Source organism: Delftia deserti (genome assembly GCF_042653485.1).
Taxonomy (GTDB): Bacteria; Pseudomonadota; Gammaproteobacteria; order Burkholderiales; family Burkholderiaceae_C; genus Comamonas; species Comamonas acidovorans.
The window spans coordinates 811,880-836,126 of record NZ_JBHSIH010000001.1 but is presented as its reverse complement, the minus strand read 5'-3'; the positions used below and the strand labels follow the sequence as shown (position 1 = coordinate 836,126).

Sequence of the window (24,247 nt, the reverse complement as noted above, 5' to 3'; positions counted from 1 at the left end):
TTGCGAACCAGGGCCTGCCAGGCTGCCAGGGCAGCTTGCGCGTCAGCGCCGTGCCGTGAACACCTTCCTGCTGCGCAGGGCCAGGCCTCCCAGCAGCCCGGACAGCATTGCGAGCGCCCATCCACCCAGCGAGGGAATGGCCTGCGCGCCGCCGGGTGCCACTGCAGCCACCACGGGAACGAACGGATCGCTGACGGAGCCCGTGGCCGGGTTGGTGTCACCCAGGCCGTTGTCGGTGATGGTGTAGCTGATCGTGGTGCGGGCGGGGTTCATGTGCACGTTCAACGAGGTGGCGGCGTTCATGGGGTCGAACCAGCCGCCGGCCCCATCGGGCTTGCGGAACTGCACGCCCAGGGGCAGGGGGCTGGGGTAGACCAGGGTCATCGTCACGGCGCCCGTGCATTGCTCGGCCGTGAAGGCGAACTGGCCATTGGGCGCCTGCAGGCCGGGCGGCGTGGCAGCGGCCGGGCCGAAGCCGCCGCTGGCCTGCAGCGTGCAGGTGGAGCCGCCGCCGGAGAGCGTGGCTGTCGGCGTGCCGGACATTCCGGGCACGCTGCCGGGAGCACCCACCAGTTCCAGCTTGCGCGGCGTGCCTTGTACCGCTGCGGAGTCCGCGCTGGTCTGTGCGCCGTTCGTGGCCTTGACGGTGAAGCTGTAGGCAAAGCCATTGGCCAGCCCTGTCACGACGATGGGCGATGCCGTGCCTGTCTGGGTGGTCACGGCGGGCGCACCGGGCACCACCAACGGCGTGGCCGTCACGGTGTAGCCCGTGATGGGCGCACCGCCGCTGCCGGCGGAGGCCGTGAAGTTCACCGTGGCCTGGGCATCTGCGGTCGTGACGGTGCCGATGACGGGAACATCAGGCGCGATGGCGTTGACGTTGAAGGTCTGCGAGACCTGGGGTGCGGCGCTGGTGGCCGCGTTGCCGGGCTGGTTGGCGTTGATGGTGCAGCTGCCGGCGGTCACGAAGGTCAGCGTGCCTGTTGGCGTGATGGTGCACACGCCCGTGGTGGTCGATGTGAAGCTCACCGGATAGCTGCCGCCTGCGCTGGAGGTGGCAGTCAACGTGGGCGTGGTGCCGAAGTTGTAGCTGGCAGCGGGCGTGAAGCTGATGGTCTGCGACGCCTTGGGCGTCACGGCGTTGGATGCAGCCGAGGGAGAGCCCGGTCCGGCTGAGTTGGCGGCCGTGACCGAGAAGGTGTAGGCCGTGCCATTGATCAGGCCGGGCACGGTGATCGGGCTGCTGCCCGTCGCCGTGAAGCTGCCCGGGCTGGATGTGGCGGTGTAGGTGACGGCGGCTCCCCCGGTGGAGGCGGGTGCGGTGAAGCTCACCGTGGCCTGGGCATCGCCGGCTGTTGCCGTGCCGATGGTGGGCGCTCCCGGCGCGATGGCGTTGACGTTGAAGGTCTGCCCGACCTGGGGTGCGGCGCTGGTGGCCGCGTCGCCGGGCTGGTCGGCGTTGATGGTGCAGCTGCCGGCGGTCACGAAGGTCAGCGTGCCTGTTGGCGTGATGGTGCACACGCCCGTGGTGGTCGATGTGAAGCTCACCGGATAGCTGCCGCCTGCGCTGGAGGTGGCAGTCAACGTGGGCGTGGTGCCGAAGTTGTAGCTGGCAGCGGGCGTGAAGCTGATGGTCTGCGACGCCTTGGGCGTCACGGCGTTGGATGCAGCCGAGGGAGAGCCCGGTCCGGCTGAGTTGGCGGCCGTGACCGAGAAGGTGTAGGCCGTGCCATTGATCAGGCCGGGCACGGTGATCGGGCTGCTGCCCGTCGCCGTGAAGCTGCCCGGGCTGGATGTGGCGGTGTAGGTGACGGCGGCTCCCCCGGTGGAGGCGGGTGCGGTGAAGCTCACCGCGGCCTGGGCATCGCCGGCTGTTGCCGTGCCGATGGTGGGCGCTCCCGGCGCGATGGCGTTGACGTTGAAGGTCTGCCCGACCTGGGGTGCGGCGCTGGTGGCCGCGTCGCCGGGCTGGTCGGCGTTGATGGTGCAGCTGCCGGCGGTCACGAAGGTCAGCGTGCCTGTTGACGCGATGGTGCACACGCCCGTGGTGGTCGATGTGAAGCTCACCGGATAGCTGCCGCCTGCGCTGGAGGTGGCAGTCAACGTGGGCGTGGTGCCGAAGTTGTAGCTGGCAGCGGGCGTGAAGCTGATGGTCTGCGTGCTCTGGGGGGTAACGTTGTTGGACGTGGCCGCAGGGCCGGTCAGTCCTGCCGAGTTGGTGGCCGAGACGTTGAAGCTGTAGCTGATGCCATTGGTCAGGCCGGGCACGGTGATGGTGCAGGCCGCCGGCCCTGGGCAGGATCCGGTCTGGCCTCCGACCCCGCTGGCCACGGCCGTGTAGGTGGCGATGGCCGTGCCGCCATTGCTGGCGGGTGCGCCAAAAGTCACCGTGGCCTGGCCATTGCCCGGCGAGGCCGAGGCAACCGTTGGCGCGCTGGGCGCCACCGGAACGGCCACGGTGTGCGTGGCTCCGGCGCTGAAGGCTGCCGGTGAGGCATTGCCCACGCTGTCGGAAATGCCGTTGGCCCCGCTCAGGTTGAGCTTAAGGGTGCCATTGCCCGTGATGCCGGTAATGTTGACGTCGAAGGAGATGCCCGAGGCTGTGAAGACGCTGGCGATGGTGCCGCTGGCGGACCCGGTGGAGGCAAGTGCGAAGTCGCTGGCAAATACATTGGAGACCTGCTTGTTGAAGGTCACCGTGAACTCCATGCTGGCATCGCCCGGGGCTGGCGAGCCTTTGAAGGCGATGCTGCTGACGGCGGGGACCAGGGTGTCCACCGTGGCGTTGGCCGTATCTGCCGTCGTGGTTGATCCGTTGCCATTCGTGGCGGTCACGCTCACGTTCCTGTTGGTGCCCTGATACCCGGCGGCAAGAACGTAGGCGGCCGTCCAGATGCCACTGCCGTTGTTGGTTGCAGGCGCTGCGGCAGGTCCACCGAACTGGCTGAAATCCACGGTCACGCCATTGACGCCATTCTCTTCGCTGACGTTGTCTCCTGCGCCTGTGTTGTTCCAGGTGACAGTTACCGTATCGCCAGCCTTGAAGGCTCCCAGCAGGCTGCTGGCACCGCTCAGGCCGATGTTCGCATCCGTCACCACTGGAAGCGGCAAGGGAGTGTTGACGGCATTTTGTACCGTGAAGTTACGCAACTCCATGTAGGCAGCGCACTGCGAGGAGCCCGGCGGTTTGCAATCGAAAAGCAGCCGGAAACTCTGGAAGCGTTTGTTCTGGAAGGCGCTCAGATCGGCTCCGCTGAAGTTGAAGCTGTCCGCCGAGCCGGTGCCGTCCTTCGGCGCAGTGACGATGGTCGAAACTCCGTCCGCGCGCAGGCCTTCGATGCGCACATTGGTGAGGTCGGCGTACTGCATGCCTCCGCCGCCGGGGATGAGGGCTTCACCTGTATTCACTGCCGTCAACTCGAACAGCGTGGTGTTCGGTGCGTTGGCGCGCAGGCGCATGGCGTTCCCTGTATACGTGCCATCCATCATGCCCACGGCACCTGCATACATGTAGAGTTTCCGGATGGCGTCGTCGCCGTCGCGGGCTGTCAACTTGAAATGTGCGGAGGTCAGCTCCGGTGTCTTGTCACCCGACCAGTTGGTAACGGGAACGAAGCCGTAGGTTCCGTTGGCGGCCTGTAGCACGCCCGAGAAATCAGCCAAAGCCTTGTCCGAAAACGCCAGCTGCGTATCGACGTGGCCACGCCGTACCTCCAGCTGCCAGTCTCCACCCTGGGCCAGGTTGCCTGTGGCATTGCTGGACGCCGCCATGTCCAGCTGCGTTGCATGCTGCACGATGTCCAGCAGTTGCTCGCCCTCGGGCGTGGCTGCGAGATCGCAGCCGTAGAACAGCAGGTCACCGCCGGGACGCACGGCATTGCGCAGGGCGGCCAGCGATTCGATCTCGCCCTTGATACTTTCGGCCGTGATGCGGCTGCTGCCCAGCAGCAGCACGCCGGCCTCGGCATGCGAGACCACGTGGACGGCGGACAGATTTTTGAACGAAGCCAGGGCCTGGACCAACTGGGGCAGGCCGGGGCGCGAGGCATCGATCTCCACCATCTGCACGCCGGGCTTGAGCGCACGCTGCAGCACGGCCCGGTCCTGCACGGCAGAGTCCACGATCACCAGTTCGCTGACGGGCGATGCCACGACGATCTCCAGCTCTCCCGGGGGGCGAGGCCGCAGGTCGCGCACCGGCGCGGCACTGCGGGACAGGGGCAGGGCGGTCTGCTCGCCAGAGTCCTGGGGCGATCTCAGGTACGAGCGCAGGTAGGAGCCCGCTGCCGGGCCTGCGGAACCCAGCAGGCCCAGCGGAAGCAGTGCGGCGGAGAAGCCGCCAAGGAATGTGGTGCCTATCATGGTGTTCCTCTCTGTGTTTCGGCGTCCGTCGCGGACGCTCTCTTGCTGGCAATGATGTGGGCCGAGGTGCCGGTGGTGTCCTGCCAGAAGTCCATGGCCTGGTACTTGGCAAACAGGTCGGGCGGCAGGATGCTGCGGCGCGGCGTGAAGGCCACCTTCCGGCGCACGTCGTGCAGGCCCTTGACGCCCAGTTGCAGGTCGAACTCGCTTTCGGAGTACTCGACGGCATCGAAGTCGTGGGCGAAGGCCTCTTCGCCGAGAAATTGGTAGATGAGTTCCACCGTGCGCCGGGGGTGATGGGTGAGCAGGTCGTAGTCCACGATCAGCAGGCGCTCGGAAAACTCGCCGTAGTAGGCTTCCTTGAGCGCGGTCCATGCGCTGCCCACGGCACCGGCCACATGGATGAGCGATTCGCAGCGGCTGTACACCGTCTGGCGCGAGGCCGCGTTGAACATGCGGCTGTAGTCGAAGGGGTTCCTGCGGTAGATGGCCTCGAAGCTGTCCATGACCCATGCCGGATTGCGCACGCAGCACACCATCCTGAAGTCGGGTACCAGCTCCACGAGCTGGTGCATGCGTGCCGTCCACTGGCGGTTGGTGTCGAAGAGGACGGGCTGCTGCTGGCCGGCATAGTAGGCATCGACGATGGCCCGGCAGATGGCCTTGCGCCGGGCCTCATCAAAGAAGGCGTGGGATTCGCTGCCGGCGCCCATCTGCTCGAGGGCTCCGTTGACCAGCCCCGCCACGGGACTGCTCATCGCGGCGTGAAAGCGCGGGTTCTGCCGCAGGATGCCCGCGAGCAGCGTGGAGCCCGAGCGCGGCAGGCCGGAGATGAAATGCAGTGTGCGTGGCATGGGCTGCGGCACGTCAGTTACGTGGGGGGAAGACGCCTTGCAACGCAATGCAGAAGTTCAGCACGAGAAAGGGCTGGCGATTCTCATGCGCGGTGTTGCCTCCGGCCGGAGTCAGCATGTTGGGAGCCATGGCGGCGCTGGGCGTGCCGTTGGTTCGCATGTACCGCACGACCCCAGTACCCCCCCCGACCGTCGAACGCCAGGAAGGACGTGCTGTCGGGCGCTGCCTGGGTGCCTGGATTGTTCAGCCCGGTCAGCAAATGTTTGTGCTGGGGCATTTCAGTGGCCAGCAGCGTGACGGAATCAGTGCCTGCCGTGGAGCCTATGTTCCAAGACTGCTGCGGGTCGGCTCCGGTGACGACATGGCCTCTCAGATCGGGCAGGCCGAAGGTTGTGGTTCCGTTGCCGCCATAGAAGGTTCCGATGATGGAAAACAATGCGGGGTTGGACTGGATGGCCAGCAACTGGCCATCGCACAGCGCCCAGTTCTTGGGGGCGAAGTTGAACGGAAATTGGCGAATTTCGCCGATGAAAGCGTCCATGGTGCTGTCCTAGTTCCTGGAGGGGTAGATGCCTTGGAGCGCAATGATGTAGTTCATTGCCATGCTGGGCATGATGTTGTCGTGCGGTAGGTTGTTGCCTGCGACGGTGACCGATGCGGGTGCCATGGTCTGTGGGTTGGCCCCTGCCACCGGCTGTGGCGCATAGAAGAGATCGGAACCGTTTTGTGCAGGCACCAGCCCTGTGGCCTGTGCTGCGGTAGCCAGGGAGGTGCTGGCGACAAGACCGTGGGAATGGATGGGCATCTGGTTTGTCGTGAGCGAGACCTGTGCCACTCCGAACTGCTGACCCAAGGAGCGACTGGTCAGCCCCAGGCCTGTTCCCTGCCCCACGGGCACGCGGGATCGAAGGTCCGGCAGCTTGAAGGTGGTTTGCCCGTCTCCGCCGTAGTTCGTTCCCAGCAGCGAGTACAGGGCGTCGTATGCAGAGATGTTGAGCGTCGTGCCATCGCACAGGTGCCAGCCTGCGGGCGCAAAACTGCCTGCGAACAGGCGGATCTCTCCAAGGTAATAGTCCATTGCGTATTCCTGTGGGCGCGAGTCAGTTGCGCGAAGGGTAGATGCCGGTCAGCGCGATGCACGGTGTCAGCACCAGCGAGGGCTGGCAGTTCTCGTGCGGCTGATTGCCGCCGGTGTTGGAGACGCTGGCCGGCGCGATCGGCTGCTGGCCAGCGGTGCCTGGTGCATAGAAATTGGTGGGGGCGCTGGTGGCCACGAGCGTGGCCGTGGCCATGCTGTTGTTGCTGAACGCGGGCGCATCCCCGCTGTCCGTGCTTGCCATGACGACGTGGGTGTGCTGGGGAAGATTGTTGGCGACCAAGGTGACGCTTTCCACGCCACCCGGCAAGCCTTGCTGCAAGTCGCCGCCCGTGTGCCGTGCGACCCGGCCACGAAGATCGGGAAGCGCGAAGGTAGTGAAGCCGTTTCCGCCGAATTGCGTACCCAGCAGCGAGAACAGTGCCTGGTTCTGGTTGATGGCGAGAAGCTGTCCGGCGCACATCGCCCATCCCTTGGGAGGCCAGCCATAGGGATACAAGCGGATTTCTCCAATGAAGTTTTCCATGGAAGCGTTGCCTTTCTGTTATCGCTTTGTGGGGGTGCAGGAGGGGTATGAAGGTGTCCAGGGGGCAGGGGGATGCCAGGCCATGCCCAGTTGAACGGCATCGATGCCCGATGACGCGAAGCCCAGCCGTTCATAAAGTCTTTGGGCTGCCGGATCGGCAGCATCGACGCTCAGCGTGACCCTGCGGCCCAGCACGGCGGCACTGCCTTGCACCCAGCGCAGCAGGGCCGCGCCGTATCCTTGTCCGCGTACGGCAGGCGTGATCACGATGTCCACGATGTGCAGGTCCGCTCCGCTGTCATGCACCGTCAGTGCGCCTATGGGCACCCCCCTTTCCTGCACGATGAGGCGGGATGCTCCGGCAAAGCGGCGCTGGTAGTCGGCCTGCTGGAAGTCGTACTGCTGGTCCATCAGCTGTGCGAGCGCGGCCTCGGGCAGCGGCAGGGATTGCAGGTGCGGGCGCGCCGAGAGAAACAGTGCGCTCTGGAAGTCGCGGTCTTCGGGTTCAGCGGGGCGGGTGAACAGGCCGGGGGGGCGCAGCGCTTCAAGCAGCATGCAGGGCCTCCGCATCCATCAGGGGGTGTGCGCACTGCAGCAACTGTGCGTGCAGCGGACCCAGGCGCGCTTCGATAGCCTGGCGATCACCTTCGCCAAAGACGGCTGCCTTGTCCTGCCCGTCAGGCGAGAAGCGCTGGTCCAGCGCCTTGGCATGCCGGCCGAGGCGCACGGCGATGCGCTGGCGTGCTGCCTCGCTCGCATGAAGGCCGAAACGCCGGGCTATCTGCTCCATGGCCCCGGCACCCAGCTGGCTGTAGTGCAGCACAGGAACGCCCCGGCTTTCGTGCAGGCCCCGCATCCGCTCCATCATTGCCTGCAGCACGCGCATGCGATGGTCGAGCATGGAGACAAAAGGTTGGCTGCTCCTGCCGCAACGGAACACCGGACTGGCACCAGCCAGCGACGGGTCGCCCGACATGTGCCGGCCGGCCTGCCTGTGGTGCGAGGCCAGGATCTCCACGGGATCGCGCACCAGCATCAGGCTGGGCACCTCGGGGTAGAGGTCCTGCAGCAGCTCCCACTGGAAGATATCCCAGGCATTCCACTTGACCACAAGGTCCTGGCGCCCAGGCACGGCGACGGTGATCGCCGACACCAGACCGGCAATGCCCTCGCGCTTTTGCGTATGGTCCAGAGAGGTGTCCAGCAGCAGCTCGGTGAACACCGGCGGCTCCGACAGGACCAGCGTGCTGTCCAGCTCGGAAAGGCTGCCCGAGACCAGGGTGGAGCCGCAGCGCGAGAGGTGGAAGATGAAGCCGGCAGGCCGATGGCCCAAGTGCCTGGGAACGGAGTCCGCGCACAGGCCCGCCAGCGGCGTGCGCGGCCGGATGAACTGGTTCAGCAGCCTGCGCTGCAGGCAGCGGCTGATGTACTCGTCATGAAACGGCTCGGTGGCCGGTCCGTCCGGCAGGCACCACTGGATGCTGCGCGTGCGTGCCTCATACCTGTGGGGCAGCCAGCCGCCGGCCAGCAATGCGGTGGCCGGCACGGCGGCCGCCTGGCTCGCCTGCTCCAGCGCCTGCATGAGCCGGGCATCGCTCCAGGCGGGAAGAGACCACAGCCGGCGCAACCGGGCCAGCAGCGACTCCACGCTCCTGGCCTGCTGGAGCAAGGCCTGTTGCCGGGGGCTTGCAATCAGTTCGGCAAAGGCTGCCTGCAGCTCATGCATGGACCTGCCCCTTGCCGATGCGGTCGGCCAGCCAGGCGTTGGCCATGCAGTCGATGACCAGATGGGTGCGGTCCTGCGTGCCCCGGTTCACCACTTCATGCGTGGCATCGGCATTGAAATACCAGAGCTCCCCTGCGGCCATGGGGATCACGCGGCCTTCCACGATGAACTGCACATCCGGATGGGTGTGCACGGGCACATGCAGGCGGGCCTGGCCGTGCGCCAGGCCCAGCCCATGGTCGCGATGCGGCCTGATGGATGAGCCGGCCTTCAGCTGCATCAGGCGCACGGAGCGCAGCGGGCATTGCAGTTGCTCCAGCACCTGGCGTATGGCGGGGCATTGCCGCAGCAGGGGCAGGTCTTCCCAGTCCTCCTCGGGTGCCTCGATGGAGAAGCTCTGGAGCAGCGGATGGGCCGCCACATGCTGGCGCTGGCAGCGCAGCGGCATCACCCGCCATACCCCTTCGTAGCCGCCGTGGTTCACATGGTCACACCATGGCATGGACAGCAATGCATCGGCCTCGTCGCGCAGTCCCTGCAGCGCAACCTTGGCATCGAGCCGCGCAAACAAGGGCGTGGCGGCGCATACGACCTCATGTGCGCAGGACAGGTCGGGCCTGGCATTCATGGCATTGCCTTGGCCAGCGGCAGGGCGTAGGCATTCAGCGGTGCCATGGCAGGGGCTGGCGCACCCGGCCCGGTTTGCTGCTCTTGCTGGAACAACGCCTGCATGCGCGAAACACAGGCTGCCACGCTGAGCTGGTCCGTGCGCAGGGTCAACTCCGCTGCCACAGGGGGTTCATAAGGCGAGTCGATTCCGGTGAACTGACGCAGCTCGCCGCGGCGCGCTTTGCTGTACAGGCCCTTGGGGTCGCGCTGCTCGGCAACGGACAGGGGAACATCCACGAAGACCTCGAAGAAGTCGCCCTTGTCGAACAAGGCCCTGGCAGCATCACGCTCGGCCCGGAAAGGCGAGATGAAGGCGGCGATCACGATGGTTCCCGCATCCACGAACAGCCGGGCGACCTCTGAAACCCTGCGGATATTCTCTGCCCGGTCTTCGTTGGAGAAGCCCAGGTCGCGGTTCAGGCCCTGGCGGATGTTGTCGCCATCAAGCACATAGGTGCATCTGCCGGCGGCATGCAAGCGGGTCTGCAGCGCATTCGCAATGGTCGATTTGCCAGATCCGGAAAGACCGGTGAGCCATATGGCGCATGCCTTGTGTCCATGCAGATTTTCTCTGTCTTGCCTGGCAATGCAAAACGGTTGTGCATGTACGTCGGGCGGTGGGGTATGGCCGGCAAATGGCATGACTTCGGTGGGAATTCGGAAAAACGAAAGACGGGTCTATGGGATAGGGCGAATATCTACGAATTGTTAAGAAATTTCAAGAAAAATTACGGGCCACGGCATTCGTCCATCAGCAGTCCCGGCGCACTCGTCTCCACTGGAAAACGCGTGCCGCATGCCTTCTTTCACAGGGGGGCAACAACCATCAGCAATGGCTGTTTGTCATTTTTCTGTTTCGAGATGGTGTTTTCAATAGCTTTTTGAAGACGCCTATAGGCCCGCAGGCGGATTCAAATCCTGGTGGAATGATTTTTCATTCTCGTTAATATTTTTTCTCTCGTGAATACCGCTGTCACGGGAGGATGTGGCAATCATAGGAGGGGCACGGAAAATGGAATATCACTGAAAATAGGTATTTTTCGAAATGTTCCATTGTCGGCGTCAAGTCCATATCGGGCGTATAGCGGGCGTATAGCGGGCCTGCGCGTGCATGGGGCGGCACCCTTTTTGCCGTCCGAGACGGCGGCAGGACGCGTGTGATGAGTGTTGGAAGCAGGGCCGCTGCGTGCATGCCGCCCGACCGGGCTGCATGTGGCTCCAATTGCGAATGTCTGGCCCTGGCTGCCAAGCTTGGATCTGTTACCCATGTCCTTGTACTGATGTGTCCCCTATGAGTGTGAGTCGTACCCTGGGGCCGTACATCTCAGGACTCATCCCAGAGCGGGGGAGTACACATGTTCGCACAGTGGTTGGGCCACCTTCGGGTGGCTTTTTTGTTTCCGCCCGAACCAGCCGGGACGCGCGCTGCTGGATTGGCGCGCGGGAATGTCTCGCCACAAGCTGCGGAGCTGGTCAGCGAACGGCATCCCCCCAGCGCCCCAGCAGGCGTAGGTCCGATGGGGTGACCAATTCAGTGGAGTGCCAGAGATGGCCGAATGGTGACTCGATGCAAGAGGAACTGCGTGGCGCCGAGAGCCGATACGCCGGTCTGCCTGAGTTGGAATCCCTGCTCAGCTACCTGCACCAAGCCTCGATTGCTTGTGCAGTCGGGGCTTTTCCTCTGGCTCCCGTGAGCTAGTGGCGAATCAACGGCACCGCATAGGTGACAGGACCCCTGGTGTTGACTGTGCTCACGCAGTTCGCATCAGCGCATGTGCCGTAAAGCGCGATGTATGCCAGTAGACCTCCGGTGAAGTCGCGACCGTGGTTGAATTTCAGAACGCTCATGCCAGTCAGATCAGACCTGTTCGGCTGATCGATCGCGGACTGAGCATTCGGCTGGCATCGGCCTTCGCAAGAGTACCTGAGTTGCCTCTCAACCGTGGCGTCGGGAGCGAAGAGGTCAATCTGTATGTCGCTCATCGATTGAGTTGTGGTGTCGTATACGTAAGAGCCGGCAGCGGTGCTGCCGTCAGCGAATTGCACTCCTGAGAACGAGAGTGTGATCATTTCGGCTTGTGCCGTGGGTGCCAAAAGAATAGGCGCAATAGCTAACAGCAATCGAAAATTCATAGATAAATTGGCTTGGTTGATATGGCAGCTTATCCGAGCACTATGACAGATGAAGATGCTCAGATTTCTCGAGAGCGAATGGTTGACTTGCTAGCATTCAACAAACCGTAAGGTTAGGTCAGGCGCTGCACTGATGGCCGAGCGGAAGAGCCGGCGCGCACTGCTGACGATGCCCGCCGCCGTGGCCGCGCATGCGAGCGTGCCTACGACGCCGGACTCGCCATGACACATGGCTGCTCGCAATGGTGCAATCAACTGACGGCTACGCCGTTGACCCCGCATCGATGAGGGCGCGTGGAGATGGCCCTCGACGTTGCCCGCGTCGCTGGTCATCCAGCATTTCCTCGAGCAACTGGATCCGGCCTTCTATGCGGCGCACGTCCCATGCGAGCTCTGGGTTCCTGCTCGTGGATGAGCGGAGCTGTTCTTCTGCCAGAGCCTTCTTCGCTCGAAGATGGTCCAGCATGTCTTCCATCGCTCTGATGTCCGGGGCGCCCTGACAGCGGGAGAATCACTCTAGGTTCTGTATTTGGTCGCGTGCCCGCTGTGCGACTGCCGGTCGCACGCGTGCCTTCTCGCGTCTGAGGCTGTTGTGATCCATTTGACCAAAAACGCCTTGCGCACGAGTACGGAAGGTGTCAGGTGCGCTCGCCAGTATTCCAGCGAAAGTCAGGGCACTGAACCGCGCTGGGACTTGATGGCGCCACCGATTTCATCGGCCGTCGGGGCGGCAAGACGGATTGCCGGCAATCGGTCTTTTTGCTCCTTGTGGAACAGCCAAACTGCACTCACGATGACCAGCATGGCCAGGATAACCAAGCATGTATGCAGCTATACACAGGCTGCGAGCCCGTACAGCAAGGGGCGACCAGTCAAGGCTGGCTCCTACGCCCAGCGTCGCAACCTGACCACAGTGCATCGATGCGGTTCAGAGCAACGTCAATCACACGCCCAGCACTTTCCTGGAGTAGCAGATATGAAAAATTCCATCCAAGCTCCATGCCCTCTGTGCAGCCTGACCAGCACGGCCTACCTGGAAAACTATGCCAAGTGGACGCACTTTGTGTGTCCCTGTTGTCGTGAGTTCAAGGTGAACAAGCTGGTCATGAACACGCTGCGTGCTGAACCTGTTGATGTTCGTGAGCGGCTGTCACAGCAGGCTCGGGCGTTGACGGGGGGGGAACTATCTTCATATCACTGCGGCTGAGGGCAAGTCATTGCAGCCCAATGGGCTGACCCCTTGGCGCGCAGATGTGCGACAGCGGCCGGTCTAAGGTCCAGCCGTCCAGTCCATGCCCAGGGTTTGCCGAGAACGCGATACCAGGGAACACTGGGGCCCTTGCCTCACCCCTGCTGTTATGTCAGCCTGCAGGTCAGGCCACCTAAAAGATCCTGCACGTCGTTTCTAGCTTTCTCAGCGTATCCTTCGCCGATATAGCCCAGATTTATTAACGTCTCGAGCATGGATAAGGCTCCTGCATTCCATGCTTCCGAAATGGTTAGGCTTGTGCGTATCTCCTCTGGCAGGGATTTTGCCCAGTCATCGAATTTCATATAAGTGCCTTGTCTCCGGTATTTATGCGGTGACTTTCAATGCCTTCCAGCCCGACTTAACTGCTCAGCGAGTAAAAAAGGGCCCTGTGGGCCCTTTGGTTTTTTAGCCAGCAGATTTATTGCTGAGCTTGTTCTTGCTCAGACCGTTTTTTTTGCTCCTCGGGAGCGTGCGTTCCCTCTTTCTGAGGGCGGCTTTGCTCCTGCTGCGAGGGTTGCGGCTTGTTGCCTTGTTGCTGGTTGTTGCCAGGGGTATTTTGGAAAACGGACATGAAGAGCTCCTTGGTTATCAAAAGCCAAGATAGGCTCCTGAAGTCCAACGATGCTCCTTTTCCTAATTCTCTGCTGTAGTCAAATCGGCCGATGATTATTTAATGTGTAAGCAGCATGCCGTAAGGCTTTTGTTTTGTAGGTTAAAAATGGGCCTGGATAGGTTTCTGGCTTCACGTAATATGCAGATATGACGCTCGATCAGATCGCAATTGCTTTGCTGGGCGCCTTGGCGGCCTGGCTCTCCCAGGCCCGAGGAGACAGTTCGCGCAAGTGGGCGCCGGTGTTCGGCATGCTGGGCCAGCCGTTCTGGTTTTATGCCAGTTGGCAGGCCGAGCAGTGGGGCGTCTTCGCCATGTCGATCATCTACGCCTGCGCGTGGTTACGGGGGCTGTGGGTTCACTGGATATCGCCGCGCCGAGCGCATGGGACGGGCTCCATCCAACTGGTGCCAGGTCGCAAGCCATGATCTACACGCTTCACATCGACAAAGAGGGTCCATGCCTGTACACAGCCCGCGTGCTCGACGGTCGCGCCGAGGTTGCCGAATTTCAAGCCGCCACCCTCTCCGGACCTATCAGGGACTGTGTAGAAGTAGGAGAAGCCTGAGGTAGAAGCGCCGCTGCGGGCCAACCAGCTGCAAGCTCCGTGGGCTGAACAGGTGGCTTGAGTTGCCGAAGTTCAGGTGTGCTTTGGCCGCTGCAAAACAAAAAGGGAAATTGAGTTTCCCCAATTTCCCTCCAGAATCCTGGCGGAACCCGCATGGATGCTATGTTCTTGGTGCCGGAGAAAGGAATCGAACCCTCGACCTTCTCATTACGAATGAGCTGCTCTACCAACTGAGCTACACCGGCGACAGACAAAAATTATAACGGCAAATTCATGCCTCGGAATGGTATTGCGTCACTTTTTCGACTTCGTTCTTCGAGCCGAGGATGACGCTCACACGTTCGTGCAGCTGGGTGGGCTGGATGTCGAGGATGCGCTGCTTGCCGTTGGTGGCGGCGCCGCCGGCCTGTTCTACGAGCCAGGACATGGGATTGGCTTCGTACATCAGGCGCAGCTTGCCGGGCTTGTTGGGCTCGCGGCGGTCCCAGGGGTACATGAAGATGCCGCCGCGGGTCATGATGCGGTGCACGTCGGCCACCATGGAGGCGATCCAGCGCATGTTGAAGTCCTTGCCGCGCGGGCCTTCCACGCCGGCCAGGCATTCGTCCACGTAGCGCTTGACGGGCGTATCCCAGTGGCGCATGTTGGACATGTTGATGGCGAATTCCTTGGTGTCCTCGGGGATGCGGATGTTTTCCTGCACCAGCACGAAGGAGCCTTGCTCGCGGTCCAGCGTGAACATGGACACGCCATCGCCCACGGTCAGCACCAGGGTGGTCTGCGGGCCGTAGATGCAGTAGCCGGCCGCGACCTGCTGGGTGCCGGGCTGCATGAAGTCCTGCTCGGTCACGCCCGGGTGGCCTTCGGGCTTCTTGAGCACGCTGAAGATGGTGCCGATGGAGACGTTGACGTCGATGTTGGACGAGCCGTCCAGCGGATCGAACATCAGCAGGTATTCGCCGTGCGGGTAGCGGTTGGGCACCAGGTAGATGCCTTCCATTTCCTCGGAGGCCATGGCCGCGAGGTGGCCGCCCCATTCGTTGGCCTCGATCAGCACCTCGTTGGCGATGATGTCCAGCTTCTTCTGGACTTCGCCCTGCACGTTCTCGCTGCCGGCGGTGCCCAGCACGTCGCCGATGGCGCCCTTGTTGACGGACTGGCTGATGCGCTTGCAGGCGCGGGCCACGACTTCCAGCAGCAGGCGCAGCTGGCCGGGGATGAGGCCGTCCACGCGCTGCTGCTCGACCAGGTAGCGGGTCAGGCTGACGTTTTTCTTCATGGGTTCAACTCCTAAAAATCCGGGAGCAGATGCGGTGTGGAGTATGCATCTGCTGATGAACAGCATTTCAGTGATTCCTGGCTCGCAGCATGAAACCGGCGTTGCTCAGGCCAGGGACACCGAGGAAGAGCCGCCTCGCACCGAGGGTGTCGTCCCCCTGCAAGGGGGAAGGCGCGAAGCGACTCAGGGGGGTGGCTCGTCAATCGGCCAGGGCGCGGGTGACTACCTCACGCACATCGTTGCTGAGTTCAGCGCGGGCCGCCACGCGGGCGACGGCTTCGCGTGCGGCCGTGCGGTAGGGCTCGGCCAGCTTGCTCCAGCGGTCCAGGGCGCGCGCCAGGCGGGCGGCGACCTGGGGGTTGATGGCATCCAGCTCGATGACGCGCTCGCTCCAGAATACGTAGCCCGCCGCGTCGGCGCGGTGGAACGCGCCGGGGTTGGCGCTGCAGTAGCTGAAGATCAGGCTGCGCGCGCGGTTGGGGTTCTTGATCTGGAAGTCGGGGTGCTTCATCAGCTGCTTGACGGCCGGCAGCACGTTGCCGCCACGGTCGCAGGCGCCACCCTGCAGCGCGAACCACTTGTCCAGGACCAGCGCATCGTGCTGGAACAGCTTGTGAAAGCGTGCCAGGGCCTGGGCTGCGAGCGGATGGCCGCTTTGCACCAGGGCCGAGAGGGCGCTCATGCGGTCGGTCATGTTGCCGGCATCCTTGAAGCGCTGCAGCGCCTTGCCGGGCCAGACACTGTCGCCCGAGGCGCGCGCGGCCAGGCACAGCATGGACAGGGCCAGGCCTGCCAGCGCACGGCGGCCGGAGCTGACGGGGTCTGGGCGGTAGGCGCCGGTGTCGCTGTGCTCTTGCCAGGCCTGCTGCCAGTCGGCCTGCAGCTCGGTCGCCAGTTGCTGGCGCATGGCTTCGCGCACGGCGTGCACGCGCTGCGGATCGACCACGGCCAACTGCTCGGCGATGTAGCTTTCGCCGGGCAGGGCCAGCATCAGCTCCTTGAAGGCCGCATCCAGCTGGGGATGGCGCAGCACGCCGCGCATGGCCTCGATGAAGGAGGCCGGCAGCAGGGCGGCCGTGATCTGGCCGCTGGCGTCTGCCGTGATGGAGGTGTCGCCAATGGCCTGCAGCGCGATGCGCAGGCCCAGGCGCTGGCCGGCTTCCCAGCGGTTGAAGGCGTCGCTGTCATGGGCCAGCAGGGTCAGCAAGGCGGCATCGCTGTCGCTGTGCTGCAGCACCACGGGGGCGCTGAAGCCGCGCAGCAGCGAGGGCACGGGCTCCTGGTCCACGTCGGTGAAGACGAAGCTGTGGCTGGACTCGGACAGCACGAGCAGGCGGCTGTCGTCCGCTGCCGCCTGGTCCTCGCCCTGCAGGCGCAGGGTCAGCGCGCGGCCGTCCTGGCCCAGCAGGCCCATCTGCACGGGAATGACGAAGGGCAGCTTCTCGGCCTGGCCGGGCGTGGGCGCGCAGCTCTGGCTCAGGGTCAGCGTGTAGGTGCGTGCGGCGGCGTCGTAGCTGCCTTCGGCGCGCAGCTGGGGCGTGCCGGCCTGGCTGTACCAGCGCTTGAACTGCTCCAGGCGCTGGGCCAGTTCGCTGCCGGGGTTGGCGTCGGCCATGGCCTGGGCGAAGTCGTCGCAGGTGACGGCGTGGCCGTCATGGCGCTCGAAGTACAGCTTCATGCCCTTGGCAAAGCCTTCGCGGCCCACCAGGTTGTGCTGCATGCGCACGACCTCGGCACCCTTTTCGTAGATGGTGACGGTGTAGAAGTTGTTGATCTCGATGTAGCTGTCGGGCCGCACCGGGTGGGCCATGGGGCCCGCATCCTCGGGGAACTGGGCGGTGCGCAGCACGCGCACGTCCTCGATGCGCTTGACGGCGCGCGCCGAGGGGCTGCCCGCCATGTCCATGCTGAATTCCTGGTCGCGGAAGACGGTCAGGCCTTCCTTGAGCGACAGCTGGAACCAGTCGCGGCAGGTGACGCGGTTGCCGGTCCAGTTGTGGAAGTACTCGTGGCCGACGACGGACTCGATGTTGGCGTAGTCGGTGTCGGTGGCCGTGGACTGGCTGGCCAGAACGTACTTGGTATTGAAGACGTTCAGGCCCTTGTTCTCCATGGCGCCCATGTTGAAGTCGCTGGTGGCGACGATCATGAAGCGGTCCAGGTCCAGGGACAGGCCGAAGCGGGCTTCGTCCCAGGCCACGCTGGCCATGAGGGAGTTCATGGCGTGCTCGGTCTTCTCCAGGTCGCCGGGGCGCACGAAGACCTGCAGCAGGTGGTCGCGGCCTGCGCGGCTCTTGATCTTTTGCTCGCGCGCAACCAGATTGCCGGCCACGAGGGCGAACAGGTAGCTGGGCTTTCTGTGCGGATCGGCCCACTTGGCGAAGTGCCGGCCGTCTTCCAGCGTGCCCTGCTCGACCAGGTTGCCGTTGGACAGCAGCACCGGGTACGCGGTCTTGTCGGCGCGCAGCGTCACGGTATACATGGCCATCACGTCGGGACGGTCCAGGAAATAGGTGATGCGGCGAAAACCCTCGGCCTCGCACTGGGTGAAGAACGTGCCCTGGCTCACATACAGGCCCATGAGCTTGGTGTTCTTGGCGGGCGCGCAGGTGGTGAAGATCTCCAGATCGACGGGGTCGCCGCCCTCGGGCAGGTTCTCCAGCACGAGCTGGTCGCCGTCCATCTTGAACGAGGTGCCGCCGCCGTTGACCAGCACGCGCGCAAGGTTCAGTTCGTCGCCGTCCAGGCGCAGCGGCTGCGCCGGCACCTCGGTGTTGCGGCGCACGCGCATCTTGTTGAGCACGCGGGTCTTGGCCGGATCGAGATCGAAGGTCAGGTCCACGGTGTCGATCCACCAGGCAGGAGCCTGGTAGTCGGCGCGGTGGATGGCGGTGGCAGGGGCCTGCCCGTCACGCAGTTGCAGCATACAGATTCCTTCCTATGCCAGTATCAGGGGACAGAGTTCAAGCCCCTGTGCGGCCGGTGCCGCCCAGGGGCTTGAAATCAGAGGCCTTGCTTGAGCGAGGCTTCGATGAAAGCGTCGAGGTCGCCGTCCAGCACCTTCTGGGTGGCCGAGATTTCGACGTTGGTGCGCAAATCCTTGATGCGGCTGTTGTCCAGCACGTACGAGCGGATCTGGTGGCCCCAGCCCACATCGGTCTTGGTGTCCTCCAGCTTTTGCTGCTCCACCATGCGCTTTTGCATCTCGTGCTCGTAGAGCTTGGAGCGCAGGCGCTGCCAGGCCACGTCGCGGTTGCTGTGCTGGCTGCGGCCGTCCTGGCATTGCACGACGATGCCGGTGGGCATGTGCGTCAGGCGCACGGCCGAGTCGGTCTTGTTGATGTGCTGGCCACCGGCGCCCGATGCGCGGTAGGTGTCGGTGCGCACGTCCGAGGGGTTGATCTCGATCTGGATCGAGTCGTCGATCTCGGGGTAGACGAACAGCGAGGCAAAGCTGGTGTGGCGGCCACCCGAGCTGTCGAAGGGCGACTTGCGCACCAGGCGGTGCACGCCGGTTTCGGTGCGCAGCAGGCCGTAGGCATACTCGCCTTCGATGTGGATGGTCGCGCTCTTGATGCCTGCGATGTCGCCCGGCGTTTCTTCCTCGACCGTGGCCTTGAAGCCCTTGCGCTCGGCGTACTTCAGGTACTGGCGCAGCAGCATGCCGGCCCAGTCGCAGGCTTCGGTGCCGCCGGCGCCGGCCTGGATGTCCACGAAGCAGTTCAGCGGATCGGCTTCCTTGCCGAACATGCGGCGGAATTCCAGCTCCTCGATCAGCGGCTGCAGCTTGGCGGTTTCGCCTTCGATGGTGAGCAGGCCGGTTTCATCGCCTTCTTCCTTGCTCATCTCGAACAGTTCGGCGTTGTCGGCCAGCTCGGTGGTGAGCTTTTGCAGCGTCAGCACGACGCCGTCGAGCAGCTTCTTTTCCTTGCCCAGTTCCTGGGCCTTCTTGGGATCGTTCCAGACGCTGGGATCTTCCAGCGAGGCGTTTACCGTGCGCAGTCGTTCGTACTTTGCATCGTAGTCAAAGATACCTCCGTAGATCTGCCGCACGCTGCGACAGATCTTCGAGGGTGTTGCCGATGAGGTTGATGCGTTCTGCTTCCATGATGTGTTCCGTTCTTCTGATGAATGTGTTCTTGGCCGAATCGCCGATTTTCTCATGCTGGGGCCCCGTGCCGGGGCAAGCGCCTGCCGCGCGGGTCTGCAGGGGCGCCGCCATGTGACTATGGCTTTCAAAACAAAGGCTTGCAGCGGCCGATCATGGCAGATTTGAAGGGCTTGGCCATGGCAATGGCGCAGGTTGCAGCGTGGGCCCCGGCGTGATCTGCCTGCAGGCGTCCCGGAAAAAAGGCCCGGCCAGCAGGAGCTGGTCGGGCCTTGGCAGGCATGTCCGCCCCCGGCGGGGCGGGCGAAAACCTGGCTCAGAAGGTTTCCCAATCGTCGTCGGAAGCCGTGCTGGCCGCCTTGGCCTTGGCTTTGGCCGATGCCGTCACGGCGGGCCGGGCCGGCTGTGCTGGCTGGGCCGGGCGCGCGGCGCCAGCCGGAGCAGGGGGTGCACCGGCCGCACCGGTCGCACCGGCCACAGAAGGCAGGGCGGCCGAAGCACGTGCGGGCACCGCGCGTTTGGGAGCGGAAGGCGCCAGATGCGGACGGGGCGCCGTCGGCGCTTGGCGGGGCGCTGCCACGGCAGCGGCGTGGTTGCCGCCACGGCTGTTGCCCAGCATGCCGGTGGACGGCGAGAGCTTGAACACGCTGACCACTTCGGCCAGCGCCTTGGCCTGGGCCTGCAGCGCGCCGGTGGCCGCCGCCGATTCCTCCACCAGCGCGGCATTCTGCTGGGTCATCTGGTCCATCTGCGTGACGGCCTGGTTGACCTGCTCGATGCCGGCCGTCTGCTCATGGCTGGCAGCCGAGATCTCGCCCATGATGTCGGTCACGCGGCGCACGCTGGCCACGATCTCCTCCATGGTCTTGCCGGCCGAATCGACCTGGGCGCTGCCTTCCTCGACCTTGCCCACCGAGTCGTCGATCAGCTGCTTGATCTCCTTGGCGGCAGCGGCAGAGCGCTGGGCCAGGGTGCGCACTTCCGAGGCGACGACGGCAAAGCCCCGGCCCTGGTCGCCGGCGCGGGCCGCTTCCACGGCGGCATTCAGCGCCAGGATGTTGGTCTGGAAGGCAATGGAGTCGATCACGCCGATGATGTCCACGATCTTGCGCGAGGCATCGTTGATGGCGGACATGGTCTGCACCACCTGGGCCACGGCCGAGCCGCCGCGCACGGCGACCTGGGAGGCGGCGGCGGCCAGCTGGTTGGCCTGCTGGGCGTTGGCGCCGTTTTGCTTGACGGTGGAGGTCAGCTCCTCCATGGAGGCGGCAGTCTGCTCCAGCGAACTGGCCTGTTCCTCGGTGCGGGCCGACAGGTCCTGGTTGCCCGAGGCGATCTGGCCGCTGGCCGTGGCAATGGAGTCCGTGCCCTGGCGCACCTGACCGACGATGCGCTGCAGGCTCTCGTTCATGTGCTGCAGGGCCAGCAGCAGCTGGCCGGTCTCGTCCTTGCCATGCACCTCGATGCGGCTGCCCAGGTCGCCTGCGGCCACGGCCTGCGCCAGGCTCACGGCCTGCTGCAGGGGGCGCGCCACGCTGCGGGCGATCAGCAGGGCCATGGCCAGGCCGAAGGCCACGGCGCCCACCAGCAGGGCGATCACCCACCAGCGCGCAGCCGTGAAGATGTCGTCACCGGCCTGGTTGGCATCTTCGATGCCCTGGGCGTTGAGCTTGACCAGTTCATCGAGCTTGTTGTTGATGGCGCGGCTGGTCTTGACCGAATCGCCGCGCAGCACCTCGGAGGCCTCGTCTGTGCGCAGGGCGTGGGACAGGTCCACGATCCTGGCCGTGTGCTGCGCGTACTGGCCCAGGTCGTCCTTGATGCCGGCCATCAGCTCGCGCTCACGCGCGGTGTTGGCATAGCGCTCGAAGGCCTGCTGGTTCTTGAGCAGCTCGGACCACAGCGCCGGCATGCTCTTGTCGTAGATGGCCATTTCATCCATCGAGGTGGCCAGCACATGCTGCATGGTCTGCGAGCGGTAGCGCTGCAGCTGGTAGCGCATCTCCAGGAGCACGCGCTCGGCGGGCATCCAGTGGTGGGCAAGGTCGGTGGCGGTCTGGTTGACGCGGTCCAGCTGGACCACGGAGAACAGGCCCAGGCCGGCGGTCAGCAGCAGCAGGGCGATGAAAGAGGCCAGCAGCTTGGGGGCCAGCTTCAGATTGCGGAAAAACATCATGGTGGGGGAGTGCCGTACGGCGAAGAGCGAAAGCGGGTGAGCGGCTGGGGCGGGCAGTCAGGGGAGTCGGGGGCGATCTGTAACGATCGGCGGGGCCGACACTCAGCCGCCGCCATGCCGCAGTTATCGGTCACTTGTCGATGAGGCTTAGGGAAAAATAGATCCAGTCCGAATATTTATTACTGGTCGTTACTTTTGCCGGCCCGGGTTTCCGCGCCAGCCCCCGCTGCCTTCACATGTCCGTTCCCGGGCCGGCTTGCAGGCTCGATGCCTGCAGCCAGCGCTCCAGATCAGCGGCCGGCAGCGGGCGCGAGAACAGATAGCCCTGCGCGACCGGATAGCCCTGCTCGCGCAGGATGGTGTTCTGCGCTGCCGTCTCCACGCCCTCGGCCACCACGGTCAGGTGCAGGCTGCGGCCTATGCCCAGGATGGCGTTGCTCAGGGCCTGGGCGGCTTCGTCGTTTTCCAGGTCGGCCACGAAGCTGCGGTCCAGCTTGAGCTCGCTGACCGGCAGGCGCCGCAGGTAGCTGAGGCTGGAGTAGCCGGTGCCGAAATCGTCCATGGACAGGCGCACGCCCTGGGCGTGCACGGCTTGCAGCGTGCGCATGGTGCCGGGGTTGGTGTCCAGCAGCAGGCTTTCGGTGATCTCCAGCGTGAGGTCCTGCGGCTTGAGCGCGTTGCGGTCCAGCGTGTCGGCAATCATGCGCGGCAGGTCCAGGTTGTGGAAGCTGGTGGGCGAGAGGTTGACCGACATGGCCGGCACATCCAGGCCGCGGCTGCGCCACTCGCCCAGCTGGCGGCAGGCTTCGCGCAGTGCCCAGGTGCCCAGCTCGCCGATCAGGCCGCATTCCTCGGCCAGCGGGATGAAGCGTGCGGGAGAGACATCGCCGAATTCGGCATGGCTCCAGCGCGCCAGGGCCTCGACGCCGTACAGGCGGCCGTCCTTGAGATCGAGCTGGGGCTGGTAGTGCAGGTGCAGGCCGCCGCTGCGCAGGGCGTCGCGCAGCGCCGTCTCCAGCACCAGGCGCTCCTGGGCCAGGCGGTTCATCTCTGGGCTGAAGAAGCTGTAGAGCCCGCGCCCGCCCGATTTGGCCTGGTACATGGCCATGTCGGCGCGGTGCAGCAGGGTCTCCATGTCGCGCCCGTCGGCGGGAAACACGGCAATGCCGCAGCTGGCCGTGCTGGCCAGGGCCACGTCGTCGATCATGCAAGGCTGGCCCAGGGCCGACTGCAGCCGCTCTATCACCTCGGCCGCCTGCGCGCCGCCGCAGTGTGGCAGCACGATGACGAATTCATCGCCCGACAGGCGCCCGGCAATGTCGCCCGCGCGCAGCTCCGCCTGGATGCGCTGGGCCACGCTGCACAGCAGCCTGTCGCCGGCCGGGTGGCCCAGCGAATCGTTGACCTGCTTGAAACGGTCCAGGTCGATGAAGACCACGGCCAGTTCGGAGCCCTCTTGCGAGGCCGCGGACAGCGCCTGCTCGGCCTGGGCCAGCAGCAGGCTGCGGTTGGGCAGGGTGGTCAGCCCGTCGTAGAAGGCCAGCTGGCGGATGCGGCGGCGTGCTTGCTCGCGCTCCAGCGCCAGCGCGCACAGGTCGGTGCAGGCCTCCACCAGCCGCTGGTGGAAGGGATCGGGGCCGGGCCGGTCGAAATGGCGGTAGTAGAAGGCAAAGGTGCCGGCCACGCCGCCCTGCAGCCCGCAGATGGGCGTGGACCAGCAGGCCGTATACCCCAGCGGCAGGATGAGCTGCTTGAAGTCGGCCCACAGCGGGTCGGTGGCGATGTCACGCACCAGCACGGGCCGGTTGTGGAAGGCGGCCGTGCCGCAGGAGCCGATATTGGGGCCGATGGGCACGCCGTCCAGTGCCGCCGAGTACGAGGCCGGCAGGCTGGGCGCGGCCAGCGGGTGCAGGCGGTTCTGGTCATCGACTTCCAGCACCGACACCGCAATGTCGGGCGCAATGCGCTCCACCTCGCGGCACACCAGGTCCAGCACCTCGGTCAGCGGCTGGTCGCGCGCCATGGCCTCCAGGGCGCGCCGCTGCAGCACCTCGTGCATCTTGGCCTCGGTGATGTCGGTGATCACGGTCACCGTGGTGTGGAGGCGGCCGTCGGGGCCCATGACGGGATTGGCCTGGGCGCTGACCCAATACCGCTCGCCGTCCTTGCCGACGAGGATCTCCTCGCGGTACACCGGCTTGCCTGCGTCCAGTTCGGCGCGGTAGGCGGCCGTGAATTCGGGCGAGGCATGGGGCACCAGCAGGGCGATGGGCGCACGGCCCACGACCTCTTCGCTGCTCCAGCCGAACATGCGGGTGAAGCCTGCGTTGACATAGGAGATGGTCCAGTTGCCGTCGGCGATCACCACGGCCGCGTCGGTGGCATCGGCCACCAGGGACAGGCGCCGCAAATGCTCCTGCCGGCTGCGGTCGGCCTGCACCCGGGCCGTGATGTCGGTGGCAATGCACAGCACATGGCTGAGCGCGCCCTGGGTATCCAGCACGGGGGCATAGGTGGCCTCCAGCCAGCAGGTGCTGCCGTCACGGCGCCGGTGTTCGCCCACGCGCGAAATCGTCTCGCCCGCGCCCCAGCGCTGGCGCCACTGGCCGTAGGCGGCCGGATCGGCCTGGGCCTGCGTGCACAGATCGCTGTGAAGCAAACCTTCAGTGCCCGTGGCCGGATAGCCGAGGATGGCCTCGTAATTGGCATTGGCGCGCATCAGCCGGCCTTCGGGCGTGAATTCCGCCAGCGCCATGGCCTTGTCCAGCGTGCTCCACAGCGCCTGTTGTCCTGCCGTGCCTGCTACCCGCGTTTCGAACATGGTTCGCTCTCCTCATGGATGCTGAGCTGATGATTGATTGTTTCTAAATGATACCGATCCGGCGCA

At 64.7% G+C, this 24,247-nt stretch carries 20 protein-coding genes and 1 tRNA gene; 2 read left to right on the top strand and 19 right to left on the bottom strand.

Annotated features, from left to right (window positions below; genetic code table 11):
- Window positions 1-42 precede the first annotated feature (42 nt).
- The 10 genes from ACFPFG_RS03975 to ACFPFG_RS03930 all read right to left on the bottom strand — a co-directional run bounded on the left by ACFPFG_RS03975 (window position 43) and on the right by ACFPFG_RS03930 (window position 12,171).
- Window positions 43-4,362, bottom strand: coding sequence for a DUF4347 domain-containing protein (locus tag ACFPFG_RS03975; protein ID WP_380105166.1), 4,320 nt, complete (start codon window positions 4,360-4,362; stop codon window positions 43-45).
- Window positions 4,359-5,216, bottom strand: a complete 858-nt coding sequence (locus ACFPFG_RS03970; RefSeq protein WP_183019207.1) for a sulfotransferase family protein — start codon at window positions 5,214-5,216, stop codon at window positions 4,359-4,361. The genes ACFPFG_RS03975 and ACFPFG_RS03970 overlap by 4 nt, the downstream gene beginning before the upstream one ends.
- Before the next feature lie 83 nt (window positions 5,217-5,299).
- Entirely contained in the window at window positions 5,300-5,758 is a 459-nt protein-coding gene (locus tag ACFPFG_RS03965) for a phage tail protein (protein WP_380105164.1), read from the bottom strand.
- 9 nt (window positions 5,759-5,767) lie between these two features.
- Window positions 5,768-6,295 (bottom strand): phage tail protein, encoded by a 528-nt coding sequence (locus ACFPFG_RS03960; protein WP_380105162.1) that lies wholly within the window; start codon window positions 6,293-6,295, stop codon window positions 5,768-5,770.
- Window positions 6,296-6,317: 22 nt separating this feature from the next.
- On the bottom strand, window positions 6,318-6,839 hold the full coding sequence (locus ACFPFG_RS03955; protein ID WP_183019210.1) for a phage tail protein: 522 nt from the start codon (window positions 6,837-6,839) through the stop codon (window positions 6,318-6,320).
- Between the two features lie 18 nt (window positions 6,840-6,857).
- Complete coding sequence (locus ACFPFG_RS03950; protein WP_183019211.1) at window positions 6,858-7,394, bottom strand: GNAT family N-acetyltransferase; 537 nt, start codon at window positions 7,392-7,394, stop codon at window positions 6,858-6,860.
- Window positions 7,384-8,565 carry a sulfotransferase family protein gene (locus ACFPFG_RS03945; RefSeq protein WP_197956582.1) on the bottom strand — a complete coding sequence of 394 codons (1,182 nt, stop codon included), beginning with the start codon at window positions 8,563-8,565 and terminating at the stop codon, window positions 7,384-7,386. Before ACFPFG_RS03945 ends, ACFPFG_RS03950 begins: the two co-directional genes overlap by 11 nt.
- Window positions 8,558-9,193, bottom strand: coding sequence for an aspartyl/asparaginyl beta-hydroxylase domain-containing protein (locus ACFPFG_RS03940; protein WP_183019213.1), 636 nt, complete (start codon window positions 9,191-9,193; stop codon window positions 8,558-8,560). The genes ACFPFG_RS03945 and ACFPFG_RS03940 overlap by 8 nt, the downstream gene beginning before the upstream one ends.
- On the bottom strand, window positions 9,190-9,876 hold the full coding sequence (gene cysC, locus ACFPFG_RS03935) for an adenylyl-sulfate kinase (RefSeq protein ID WP_380105158.1): 687 nt from the start codon (window positions 9,874-9,876) through the stop codon (window positions 9,190-9,192). The genes ACFPFG_RS03940 and cysC overlap by 4 nt, the downstream gene beginning before the upstream one ends.
- A 2,160-nt stretch (window positions 9,877-12,036) precedes the next feature.
- On the bottom strand, window positions 12,037-12,171 hold the full coding sequence (locus ACFPFG_RS03930; RefSeq protein ID WP_259649190.1) for a hypothetical protein: 135 nt from the start codon (window positions 12,169-12,171) through the stop codon (window positions 12,037-12,039).
- A gap of 172 nt (window positions 12,172-12,343) precedes the next feature.
- On the opposite strand from ACFPFG_RS03930, the gene ACFPFG_RS03925 reads away from it, so the two are divergent.
- Window positions 12,344-12,574 carry a hypothetical protein gene (locus tag ACFPFG_RS03925; RefSeq protein ID WP_380105156.1) on the top strand — a complete coding sequence of 77 codons (231 nt, stop codon included), beginning with the start codon at window positions 12,344-12,346 and terminating at the stop codon, window positions 12,572-12,574.
- Window positions 12,575-12,723: 149 nt separating this feature from the next.
- Here ACFPFG_RS03925 and ACFPFG_RS03920 read toward each other — a convergent pair whose 3' ends face one another.
- Window positions 12,724-12,921, bottom strand: coding sequence for a hypothetical protein (locus tag ACFPFG_RS03920; protein ID WP_197956580.1), 198 nt, complete (start codon window positions 12,919-12,921; stop codon window positions 12,724-12,726).
- Window positions 12,922-13,037: 116 nt separating this feature from the next.
- Window positions 13,038-13,190 (bottom strand): hypothetical protein, encoded by a 153-nt coding sequence (locus ACFPFG_RS03915; protein ID WP_183019217.1) that lies wholly within the window; start codon window positions 13,188-13,190, stop codon window positions 13,038-13,040.
- A gap of 188 nt (window positions 13,191-13,378) precedes the next feature.
- Between ACFPFG_RS03915 and ACFPFG_RS03910 the strand changes: the two genes are divergently transcribed.
- Window positions 13,379-13,657 carry a hypothetical protein gene (locus ACFPFG_RS03910; RefSeq protein WP_183019218.1) on the top strand — a complete coding sequence of 93 codons (279 nt, stop codon included), beginning with the start codon at window positions 13,379-13,381 and terminating at the stop codon, window positions 13,655-13,657.
- A 309-nt stretch (window positions 13,658-13,966) separates the two neighbouring features.
- On the opposite strand, the gene ACFPFG_RS03905 is transcribed toward ACFPFG_RS03910, so the two are convergent.
- The 7 genes from ACFPFG_RS03905 to ACFPFG_RS03875 all read right to left on the bottom strand — a co-directional run bounded on the left by ACFPFG_RS03905 (window position 13,967) and on the right by ACFPFG_RS03875 (window position 24,181).
- A tRNA-Thr gene (locus ACFPFG_RS03905) sits at window positions 13,967-14,042 on the bottom strand.
- Window positions 14,043-14,068: 26 nt separating this feature from the next.
- The gene (locus ACFPFG_RS03900) at window positions 14,069-15,076 is read right to left on the bottom strand and encodes a class 1 fructose-bisphosphatase (RefSeq protein ID WP_183019219.1); all 1,008 of its coding nucleotides are present in this window, start codon (window positions 15,074-15,076) and stop codon (window positions 14,069-14,071) included.
- A gap of 199 nt (window positions 15,077-15,275) precedes the next feature.
- Entirely contained in the window at window positions 15,276-18,002 is a 2,727-nt protein-coding gene (pepN, locus tag ACFPFG_RS03895) for an aminopeptidase N (RefSeq protein WP_380105152.1), read from the bottom strand.
- Between the two features lie 77 nt (window positions 18,003-18,079).
- A protein-coding gene (gene prfB / locus ACFPFG_RS03890; protein WP_013802816.1) for a peptide chain release factor 2 occupies window positions 18,080-19,184 on the bottom strand; the annotation gives its coding sequence in 2 pieces (ribosomal slippage) (window positions 18,080-19,102 and window positions 19,104-19,184; 1,104 coding nt in all).
- Window positions 19,101-19,298 (bottom strand): hypothetical protein, encoded by a 198-nt coding sequence (locus ACFPFG_RS03885; protein WP_183019248.1) that lies wholly within the window; start codon window positions 19,296-19,298, stop codon window positions 19,101-19,103. The genes prfB and ACFPFG_RS03885 overlap by 84 nt, the downstream gene beginning before the upstream one ends.
- Window positions 19,299-19,500: 202 nt before the next feature.
- Complete coding sequence (locus ACFPFG_RS03880; RefSeq protein WP_312377510.1) at window positions 19,501-21,360, bottom strand: methyl-accepting chemotaxis protein; 1,860 nt, start codon at window positions 21,358-21,360, stop codon at window positions 19,501-19,503.
- 232 nt (window positions 21,361-21,592) lie between these two features.
- On the bottom strand, window positions 21,593-24,181 hold the full coding sequence (locus ACFPFG_RS03875; protein WP_197956576.1) for a sensor domain-containing protein: 2,589 nt from the start codon (window positions 24,179-24,181) through the stop codon (window positions 21,593-21,595).
- Window positions 24,182-24,247 lie beyond the last annotated feature (66 nt).

What these genes read in the sequence shown, in the direction of transcription:
- ACFPFG_RS03975 (WP_380105166.1), bottom strand. Translation starts at nt 4,362, where the DNA reads ATGATAGGCACCACATTCCTTGGCGGCTTCTCCGCCGCACTGCTTCCG.
- ACFPFG_RS03970 (WP_183019207.1), bottom strand. Translation starts at nt 5,216, where the DNA reads ATGCCACGCACACTGCATTTCATCTCCGGCCTGCCGCGCTCGGGCTCC.
- ACFPFG_RS03965 (WP_380105164.1), bottom strand. Translation starts at nt 5,758, where the DNA reads ATGGACGCTTTCATCGGCGAAATTCGCCAATTTCCGTTCAACTTCGCC.
- ACFPFG_RS03960 (WP_380105162.1), bottom strand. Translation starts at nt 6,295, where the DNA reads ATGGACTATTACCTTGGAGAGATCCGCCTGTTCGCAGGCAGTTTTGCG.
- ACFPFG_RS03955 (WP_183019210.1), bottom strand. Translation starts at nt 6,839, where the DNA reads ATGGAAAACTTCATTGGAGAAATCCGCTTGTATCCCTATGGCTGGCCT.
- ACFPFG_RS03950 (WP_183019211.1), bottom strand. Translation starts at nt 7,394, where the DNA reads ATGCTGCTTGAAGCGCTGCGCCCCCCCGGCCTGTTCACCCGCCCCGCT.
- ACFPFG_RS03945 (WP_197956582.1), bottom strand. Translation starts at nt 8,565, where the DNA reads ATGCATGAGCTGCAGGCAGCCTTTGCCGAACTGATTGCAAGCCCCCGG.
- ACFPFG_RS03940 (WP_183019213.1), bottom strand. Translation starts at nt 9,193, where the DNA reads ATGAATGCCAGGCCCGACCTGTCCTGCGCACATGAGGTCGTATGCGCC.
- cysC (WP_380105158.1), bottom strand. Translation starts at nt 9,876, where the DNA reads ATGCCATTTGCCGGCCATACCCCACCGCCCGACGTACATGCACAACCG.
- ACFPFG_RS03930 (WP_259649190.1), bottom strand. Translation starts at nt 12,171, where the DNA reads ATGCTGGTCATCGTGAGTGCAGTTTGGCTGTTCCACAAGGAGCAAAAA.
- ACFPFG_RS03925 (WP_380105156.1), top strand. Translation starts at nt 12,344, where the DNA reads ATGAAAAATTCCATCCAAGCTCCATGCCCTCTGTGCAGCCTGACCAGC.
- ACFPFG_RS03920 (WP_197956580.1), bottom strand. Translation starts at nt 12,921, where the DNA reads ATGAAATTCGATGACTGGGCAAAATCCCTGCCAGAGGAGATACGCACA.
- ACFPFG_RS03915 (WP_183019217.1), bottom strand. Translation starts at nt 13,190, where the DNA reads ATGTCCGTTTTCCAAAATACCCCTGGCAACAACCAGCAACAAGGCAAC.
- ACFPFG_RS03910 (WP_183019218.1), top strand. Translation starts at nt 13,379, where the DNA reads ATGACGCTCGATCAGATCGCAATTGCTTTGCTGGGCGCCTTGGCGGCC.
- ACFPFG_RS03900 (WP_183019219.1), bottom strand. Translation starts at nt 15,076, where the DNA reads ATGAAGAAAAACGTCAGCCTGACCCGCTACCTGGTCGAGCAGCAGCGC.
- pepN (WP_380105152.1), bottom strand. Translation starts at nt 18,002, where the DNA reads ATGCTGCAACTGCGTGACGGGCAGGCCCCTGCCACCGCCATCCACCGC.
- ACFPFG_RS03885 (WP_183019248.1), bottom strand. Translation starts at nt 19,298, where the DNA reads ATGGCGGCGCCCCTGCAGACCCGCGCGGCAGGCGCTTGCCCCGGCACG.
- ACFPFG_RS03880 (WP_312377510.1), bottom strand. Translation starts at nt 21,360, where the DNA reads ATGATGTTTTTCCGCAATCTGAAGCTGGCCCCCAAGCTGCTGGCCTCT.
- ACFPFG_RS03875 (WP_197956576.1), bottom strand. Translation starts at nt 24,181, where the DNA reads ATGTTCGAAACGCGGGTAGCAGGCACGGCAGGACAACAGGCGCTGTGG.